The 1580-nt window shown below is 49.2% G+C and carries 2 protein-coding genes; both read right to left on the bottom strand.

Annotated elements, in window-relative coordinates; all coding sequences use genetic code 11:
* Positions 1-834, bottom strand: an 834-nt coding sequence (locus tag AC1WIP_RS15750) for a hypothetical protein (RefSeq protein ID WP_481142715.1), incomplete at its 3' end; no start/stop codon positions are given.
* Positions 821-1580: PhoH family protein (locus AC1WIP_RS15745; RefSeq protein ID WP_481142714.1), on the bottom strand; the 760-nt coding region annotated here is incomplete at its 5' end. The genes AC1WIP_RS15745 and AC1WIP_RS15750, both read right to left, overlap by 14 nt.

Genomic DNA, 1580 nt, shown 5'->3' with positions numbered 1-1580 from the left:
CAGCGCATCTGCGTCCAGTGAAAGCCCGCGGGCAATCCGCTCACAAAAATAGGCAGTATGCACACTTTGAAAGTAGGCTTCTCTGGCCGTGTCCTTCAGCTGCACAAGCATGGGATTTTCCGTGTCGTTCAGTTCCAGATACTTTTCTCTGTACCGATAAAACACTGTGGATGAAAACACCTTCATACACCCGGCCATCAAAATACCGCTGATTATGATATTGGAAACCGGGATCACAAAGCTTTCGAAATTGAGCCTGTTATTGTCCGTCAGCACAATGCCGGCAGTCTCGCACAGTAAGAGGCACAGCATGGAAAGAAAAAGAGGCTGTCCGATTTTTAATTCCCCTTCGGAACAGTAAAAAAGCGCAGCCACAAAAATACCGCTGATAAAATACAGGAAAAATACAATTACATCCGCGCCTCCTGCAAATACTGAAACCATCAAAAGCACAGAAGACGACAAAATACCTACATTTGTACTGCCAAACAAAGAAAGAATCAAATAGATAACGGGAAAGGGCCAGCCTCCCGCAGGCAGAAAGCCGCACACACAGGCGGCAGCTATGCAGACAACAAGGCCTGCCCAAAAGCGAAAGGGGTGTTCTGCGTTGTCATAATCCAAACGGTCCCTGATATATTCCCGCCGGAAAAGAAATCCGGCGGCGGCCAGCCCCATCACCGTAAACAATATCTTTTGCAAGGCGCTATCCAAGGGCTCCCGGCGCATCCATAAAACAATGGAAACCCCTGCTGCTCCCAAAAAAACAGCGCCCAGCTCGGCCATCAGGAGAAGCGCTGTCAGCTTTCGCAGCTTTTTCTTATTTTCGTCCATTTTTCACTCTGCTTCTGTTTTTTTCTTTTGCTTCATACTCATCATATGCCTTTACAATTTTCTGTACCAGAGGATGGCGCACCACATCCTTGCTGGTGAGATGGCAGAAGGCAATGTCGTCAATCCTGCTTAAAACCCTGGACGCTACGTCCAGGCCTGACCTGGTTCCCACAGGCAGGGCCTTTTGGGAGGAGTCCCCCGTCACAATTACCTTGGAGCCGAAGCCGATTCTGGTCAAAAACATTTTCATCTGCGCCGGGGTAGTGTTCTGGGCCTCATCCAGAATTATATAAGCGTTGTCAAGAGTGCGTCCCCTCATATATGCCAGAGGAGCCACCTCGATCAATCCCTTTTCCATGTTTTTAGCAAAGCTCTCCGCCCCCATGATTTGATATAGGGCATCATATAAGGGCCTTAAATAAGGGTCTACCTTGCTTTGCAGATCCCCCGGCAAAAAGCCCAGCTTCTCTCCTGCCTCAATGGCCGGTCTGGTGAGGATGATCCTGCTTACCTCGTCATTCTTAAAGGCCGTAACAGCCATAGCCATGGCCAGATAGGTTTTCCCCGTGCCGGCAGGGCCCAGGCCAAATACGATCATATTTTTCCGTATAGCCTCCACATAAGCCTTCTGTCCCAGTGTTTTGGGCTTTATGGGCTTCCCGTTAATGGTATGGCAGATGCAGTCCCCGTCTATCTCTGAAATAGCCTCTTCTTTCGCCTCCATACCCAGCGTAATGGCATAATCC

Source organism: Acetatifactor sp. (genome assembly GCF_982438285.1).
Note: the sequence above shows the minus strand (reverse complement) of the source record. Positions and strands in the feature narration are given on the sequence as shown.